The following is a 6636-nucleotide window of genomic DNA, read 5'->3' on the forward strand; positions in this document are numbered from 1 at the left end:
CGGTTTCGCGTTGAGGTCGTCGTTGCGGTATGCGGGGGCGATTTCCCGTGCGCGCTCAATGGGCGGCCGATTTCCCTTTGGAAACCGGAGACCGTCAAACCGGGGGATGTGCTCGAAGTGGGAGTGTGTCGGACGGGGTTTCGGGCGTATATCGCGGTATCAGGCGGCATCGATGTGCCGCCCGTGATGGGCAGCCGCTCCACGTATGTTCCAGCGCAGCTTGGCGGTTTGGCGGGGCGGCCGTTGCGCCGCGGAGATGTGCTTTCGGTCGGCGCTGCGCACCCGTTCACTGCGGTTCGCTCGATCCGCTGGGGGCTTTCGCGTCTAGCCGCTTCCTATATTCACGGGAAAACGAAAACGGTGCGCGCGGTTCCCGGTCCGGAGTATGATGAATTTACGCCGGCGAGCCGCCGCCAGTTTTTCGCCGCCCGTTATGAAGTGACGCCGCAGTCCGACCGAACCGGCTATCGGCTTTCTGGACCAGCGTTGGCGCTTGTACGCGAGCGGGAGATGGTCTCGGAAGCGGTCGTTTTCGGTACGGTGCAGGTCCCGGCATCCGGCCGACCGATTGTATTGATGGCCGACAGCCAAACATCGGGCGGCTATCCGCGCATCGCCCAAGTTGCGGCGGTCGATTTGCCGATTTTGGCGCAGGCTCGCCCGGGCGATTGTCTTCAATTTCAGTTGGTTACTTCGGAGGAAGCAACGCGGCTTTATAAGGAACAACATCATCGATTGATTCGTTGGGTTGCCGCCATTCGCCGTCAATGGGAGGGAGAACGGTGAGGACGATTGATTTGAATTGCGATTTCGGCGAAAGCTTTGGGGTGTATAGGATTGGGCAGGAAGAAATCTTATCGTATGTGACCTCTGTCAACATCGCCTGCGGGTTTCACGCCGGCGACCCGCTCGTCATGCGGCGGACGGTGCAGCTTGCGATTCGTCATGGCGTTGCCATCGGCGCCCATCCGGGGTTTCCGGACTTGTTTGGCTTCGGACGGCGCGCCATGGCCGTTTCGCCAGAGGAAGTATACGCCTATGTAGTCTACCAAATCGGCGCGCTGGCTGCGTTTGTGAAGGCGGAAGGCGGCGTGATGACGCATGTGAAGCCGCACGGCGCCTTGTACAATATGGCGGCGAAAGACGCGGCGCTGGCCGAAGCGATCGCCAAAGCGGTGCATGATGTCGATCCGATGCTTGTCTTATACGGCTTGTCGGGAAGCGAACTCATCCGCGCCGGCCGCGCCTGCGGCTTGCGGACGGCGAGCGAAGTGTTCGCCGACCGGACGTATCAGACGGATGGTTCGCTCACCCCAAGAAGCGATCCGCGCGCTATCATCGCGGATGAAGACGAAGCGGTCAAGCAAGTGCTCATGATGATCCGCGACCGGCGCGTTCGTTCGGTGCAAGGGACGGACGTGGCGATTGAAGCCGACACCGTCTGTCTCCATGGCGACAATGAACAGGCGGTGCGATTTGCCAAGCGGCTCTATCAAGCCTTGCAAAACGAAGGAATCGCCATTCAGGCGGTGCAACGGGAGGAGAGACGATGAAGAAAGAAAGCAGAATCAGTGTGTTGGCCGGGGCTGTATGCTTGTCGCTGCTTACAAGCGGGACATTGTCGGCGACTACCGCCACCCGCTTTGGCTCACCGTGTTTGGCGCCATTGTCGTCGTTTTGATGGAGTATATGGGCGTCATACCGCTATGCAGCAACTGCCGCAACTATTCTGCTAAAATAAAGCGTCCTAAGCAGGAGTTGTTTAGGACGCTTTTTGCATGTTGAGTCGTCTTGCCCACTGCCGCTTGGTGGCGCAGTGGTAAGAGTGAGTTGGTCTCTTGAAGGACGGTAATATAAAAAAGAAGCTTAAAACCGACTTTTCTCGATATTGGAAAACATTGCAAAATAAACCCTTCTTTTCTAACCAAAACGAACGGATTTAGCGAAAATAATCGTTTTTCACCGGCCTTCTTGAGTAAAGAGAGTGTCCGAAGCCTCTTCTTTTGACAGACTTAATGAAATCGTCATTCATGACAGTCACTTGTTCGAATGGTTACAATAAAAGTAAGATGACGGAACGAGAAAGGAGAATAAAGAGAAATGCATTATGCAATTCCAACGGTGGTTGTCAGCGAATGCCTCGGCTTTTCTGCCTGTCGGTATAACGGCGATATCATTCACAATTCGTTTGTCTCTCGTTTAGGGGAGTTTGCTCGGCTTGTGCCTGTATGCCCAGAAGTGGCCATTGGGCTTGGGGTTCCGCGGGAAACGGTCCGACTTGTGAAACGCGGCGAGGAAAGGCGGCTTGTGCAGTCGTCGACGAACCGAGATTGGACGAGGGAAATGAATGAATTTGCCACCTCCTTTTTCGGCCAAGTCGGAGAAGTCGATGGGTTCATTTTAAAGGGGCGCTCCCCGACGTGCGGCATCAAAGATGTGAGAGTGTATGACGACGAGGAAAGCGGCATGGTGGTTGAGAAGGGAGTCGGACTGTTCGCCGAGCATGTTTTCCGACGCTTCCCTAATGCCGCCATTGAGGAAGAAGGGCGCTTGACGAATGCGGCCATTCGCGAACACTTTTTGACAAAGTTGTTTTCGCTCGCCTTATTCCGCGAAGTGAAAGCGGAGGGGTCCATGAAAGCGCTTGTGCAATTCCACTCTGAGCATAAATATTTATTTATGGCGTACAGCCAAAAGTGGTTGAAGCAGCTTGGCCGCTTGGTGGCGAATCGCGAACGCCTACTGGTTGAACAGGTGCTTGAGGCATATGAACAAGGATTGCACGCGTTATTTGCCCGCGCTCCACAGCGCCGCTCCCATGTGAACGTTTGCCAACATTTGATGGGCTATTTCAAAAAAGGGATGTCGGAGAAAGAAAAGCAATATGTTTTGGAACTGCTGGCGCAATACCGGGCGCAACAACTGCCGCTCAGCAGTGTGACAAGCGTCTTGAAATCATGGGCCATTCGCGAAGAAAACGATTATTTGTTGCAACAGCGGTACTTCGCCCCGTACCCGCCTGCTCTCTTAGATGTCCGCGATTCGGGCAAAGGACGAGAAACGGCGGTGTAAGCGATCGCCCATTCGAAGAAACCAAAAGCCAAAGGGCGATTCGGTTGGCCCTTTGGCTTTAACAAGATGCAGAACGAAGGGCGAAAGACTATCGTTCGCAGGCGATCCCATCTTTATCTCGATCCAATCGTTTGTTGGCATCGTATAGTGCTTTCGATACATAAGGCTTATATCTCGTTTTTCCTCCTTTGTTTTTGACAGAGGCGGAGCGGGCCACGCCCCCTGGATAATCTTTGTTCAGCGCGGTGCAGTTTGGATACGTTTTGATTTTGGCCGCCGCTTCGGCCAGGCGGAGCGAGTCAAAGGAAAAGCTGGCTGCGAGTGCAACTTTGCGTGGGGGACAATGTTGGCAATGATATCGCTCCGGCCCGCCGGCTCGGCTGCCGGACGATGTTGATCGACGTGTACGGCCTCGCGAAACGAGGGGATGCGGATCTCATCGTCGCTTCGACGTCGGCGTGTGTGCCGGTGCTGCGCCGCCTGTTGTAGGCGGTGTATTTTTGTTTTGTATATTCAGAAAATTATTGAAAATATTCATGAAAGCGTGTACAATAAAAACAGCCGGCTATATACCAACCGGTCAGTAAAAAAAGCTATCCAATGCTGCTTGCGCGGCGGTTGCCGCAGTGAACGATCGCGTGAAAAGGAGGAGGGGGAACGGAATGAATACGAGACATTATCCGTATTGGCCGAAACGGCTCTCGAAAACGCTGGCTGTGCCGGAGACGACGCTCATCGATCATCTCGAAACGTCGGCGAAGCGCTATCCGAACAAAACGGCGATTTACTATTACGGAGCGGCTTATTCGTACAAACAGCTGCTCGATGAAGTGAATGCGTTGGCCGGCTATTTGCAGCAAAAGATGTTCGTTAAACCGGGCGACCGCGTTCTATTGTACATGCAAAATTCTCCGCAGTTTGTCATCTCCTACTATGCCATTTTGCGCGCTGAAGCGATCGTCGTGCCGATCAATCCGATGAACACCTCAGAGGAGCTTTCCTTTTACGTCAATGATTGCGAAACGAGAGTCGCCATCGTTGGGCAGGAGCTGCTTGACAAAGCGGCCCCGCTCCTTGGACGAACACCGCTGGAACAAATCATCGTCGCTGCTTATTCCGATTATGCCTCCGATGAATCGCCGGTTTCGCTTCCGGCCGAAGTGGCGGCGCCGCGGCGGGCCATTGGGGATGAGCGCATTCTTTTATGGGCGGACTGCCTCGGCGCCCAATTGCCGCCGCTTCCGTATAACGGCCATGTCGATGACATCGCCGTCTTGCCGTACACATCCGGGACGACCGGGGTGCCGAAAGGTTGCATCCACCCGCACCGGACGGTGAACGCCAACATCGTCGGCGCCTACCATTGGGGCGATGTGACGAGCGACTCGGTCGCGTTGGCGACGCTGCCGTTTTTCCATGTCACGGGGATGGTCCATAGCATGCATACGCCGATTTTCGCCGGCGCCGCCATGGTGTTGATGACGCGCTGGGATCGGGACGCGGCCGCCCGGCTGATCGAGTTGTACCGGTGCACGCATTGGGTGAACATCAGCACGATGCTTATCGACTTTTTGGCCAACCCGGCGCTTGGCCAGTATGACATTTCCTCGCTTTCGAGCATTTCCGGCGGCGGAGCGGCGCTGCCGGAAGCGGTCGGGGAAAAATTGTTCCAGCTCACCGGCGTCCGTTATTTTGAAGGCTACGGGCTGACGGAGACGATTTCGCAGACGCATTTCAATCCGCCGGACCGGCCGAAATTGCAATGTCTCGGCGTTCCGTCGTTTGACGTCGACGCGCGCATCATCGACCCGGCGACGGGGAGGGAGCTTGGCGTCGGCGAAGTCGGGGAGATCGTCGTTTGTGGTCCGCAAGTGTTCCGCGGCTATTACCGGCGTGAAAAAGAAACGGAAGAAGCGTTCATCGAGCTCGACGGCAAGCGGTTTTTCCGCACCGGCGACATCGGGCGGATGGATGAGGAAGGCTACTTTTTCATCGTCGACCGCGTCAAACGGATGATCAACGCTTCTGGATACAAAGTGTGGCCGACCGAAGTCGAGTCGCTTTTGTACAAACATCCGGCTGTTCAGCAAGCGTGCGTCGTCGGCGTGCCGGATCCGCGCCGCGGCGAAACGGTGAAGGCGTTTATCGTCCTTCATGACGAGTATGTCGGCAAAGTAACGGAAGAAGAGATCATTGAATGGTCCAAGACGCAAATGGCGGCGTATAAATACCCGCGCCTCGTTGAATTCCGCTCGTCGCTGCCGATGACGTCAAGCGGCAAGCTGCTTTGGCGGAAACTGCAGGAAGAGGAATATGAAAAAGCGGGGAAAGGGGTGAACGCCTGATGGCGAAAACGGTCGAAACCGTCCTTGGCCCGGTGCCGGTGGAACGGCTTGGCAAAACGCTCATCCACGAGCATTTCCTCTTCGGTTATCCAGGGTTTCAAGGTGATGTGACGCGCGGCCCGTTCCGCGAAGACGAGGCGCTTCGCGTCGCAGTCGAAGCGGCGGAAAAGATGAAGCGGCACGGCATTCAAACGGTTGTCGATCCGACGCCGAACGACTGCGGGCGCAACCCGGCGTTTTTGCGGCGCGTCGCTGAAGAAACGGGGCTGAACATTATTTGCGCCACCGGCTATTATTATGAAGGGGAAGGGGCGCCGCCGTATTTCAAATTCCGCCAGCTGCTCGGAACAGCGGAAGATGATATTTACGACATGTTTATGACCGAGCTGACCGAGGGCATTGCCGATACCGGAATCAAGGCGGGTGTCATCAAGCTCGCCTCGAGCAAAGGGCGCATCACCGAGTACGAAAAGATGTTCTTCCGCGCCGCCGCCCGTGCGCAAAAAGAGACGGGCTCAGTCATCATCACCCATACGCAAGAAGGAACGATGGGGCCGGAACAAGCCGCCTATTTGCTTGAGCACGGCGCCGATCCGAAAAAAATCGTCATCGGTCATATGTGCGGCAACACGAACCCGGACTACCATCGCCGGACGCTTGCTTATGGCGTTTACATTGCCTTTGACCGTTTCGGCATCCAAGGGATGGTCGGCGCGCCGACCGATGAGGAGCGGGTGCAGACGCTCCTTGCTCTGCTTCGCGATGGGTATGAGAAACAAATTATGCTGTCCCACGACACCGTCAACGTTTGGCTTGGCCGGCCGTTTACGCTGCCGGAGCCGTTTGCCGGGATGATGAAAAACTGGCATGTCGAGCATCTGTTTGTGAACATCATCCCCGTGCTGAAAAATGAAGGAATCAGCGATGAGCAGCTTGAGCAAATGTTCATCCACAATCCGGCAGCGTTGTTCTCGGCCTGACGCTATCCTCACTCAAAAGTACGGACCTATAAGGTTGGTGAAAACCGCGTTTTCTTCAAAATAGTTGTTATGAAGGCGCGGAAAAGCTGTTGATCCATTAGCGAAATTTCCGCGGCCGAGCGTTTTTTCGTTAAATCACCGGCTTTCTATACTGGGCAACGTTGTGTTGCACGCAAAAGACTGATCGAAAGGTGAATAGACGAATAGAAAACCGCCGTCATCCGGCTTCAACTGGCCGA

The 6636-nt window shown here is 55.4% G+C and carries 7 protein-coding genes and 1 pseudogene; 7 read left to right on the forward strand and 1 reads right to left on the reverse strand.

Annotated elements, in window-relative coordinates:
• The 4 genes and pseudogenes from BRO54_RS18320 to BRO54_RS18330 form a co-directional block, all read left to right on the forward strand.
• The coding region (locus tag BRO54_RS18320) for a 5-oxoprolinase subunit C family protein (protein ID WP_074044810.1) at nucleotides 1–786 on the forward strand (786 nt) is incomplete at its 5' end.
• Entirely contained in the window at nucleotides 783–1553 is a 771-nt protein-coding gene (locus BRO54_RS18325; protein ID WP_074044811.1) for a 5-oxoprolinase subunit PxpA, read from the forward strand. The genes BRO54_RS18320 and BRO54_RS18325, both read left to right, overlap by 4 nt.
• A gap of 31 nt (nucleotides 1554–1584) precedes the next feature.
• Nucleotides 1585–1736: pseudogene (locus BRO54_RS21035) on the forward strand (hypothetical protein); the annotation flags it as partial.
• A 364-nt stretch (nucleotides 1737–2100) separates the two neighbouring features.
• Entirely contained in the window at nucleotides 2101–3072 is a 972-nt protein-coding gene (locus BRO54_RS18330) for a YbgA family protein (protein WP_074044812.1), read from the forward strand.
• Nucleotides 3073–3160: 88 nt separating this feature from the next.
• On the opposite strand, the gene BRO54_RS18335 is transcribed toward BRO54_RS18330, so the two are convergent.
• Complete coding sequence (locus BRO54_RS18335; protein ID WP_074044813.1) at nucleotides 3161–3361, reverse strand: excalibur calcium-binding domain-containing protein; 201 nt, start codon at nucleotides 3359–3361, stop codon at nucleotides 3161–3163.
• A 32-nt stretch (nucleotides 3362–3393) separates the two neighbouring features.
• On the opposite strand from BRO54_RS18335, the gene BRO54_RS18340 reads away from it, so the two are divergent.
• From BRO54_RS18340 to BRO54_RS18355, 3 genes are all read left to right on the forward strand, one after another.
• Complete coding sequence (locus BRO54_RS18340; RefSeq protein WP_239691297.1) at nucleotides 3394–3561, forward strand: HAD family hydrolase; 168 nt, start codon at nucleotides 3394–3396, stop codon at nucleotides 3559–3561.
• A 173-nt stretch (nucleotides 3562–3734) separates the two neighbouring features.
• Nucleotides 3735–5417 carry a long-chain fatty acid--CoA ligase gene (locus BRO54_RS18350; protein WP_074044814.1) on the forward strand — a complete coding sequence of 561 codons (1683 nt, stop codon included), beginning with the start codon at nucleotides 3735–3737 and terminating at the stop codon, nucleotides 5415–5417.
• On the forward strand, nucleotides 5417–6397 hold the full coding sequence (locus BRO54_RS18355; protein WP_074044815.1) for a phosphotriesterase family protein: 981 nt from the start codon (nucleotides 5417–5419) through the stop codon (nucleotides 6395–6397). The genes BRO54_RS18350 and BRO54_RS18355 overlap by 1 nt, the downstream gene beginning before the upstream one ends.
• Nucleotides 6398–6636 lie beyond the last annotated feature (239 nt).

The organism is Geobacillus proteiniphilus, assembly GCF_001908025.1.
Taxonomy (GTDB): Bacteria; Bacillota; Bacilli; order Bacillales; family Anoxybacillaceae; genus Geobacillus; species Geobacillus proteiniphilus.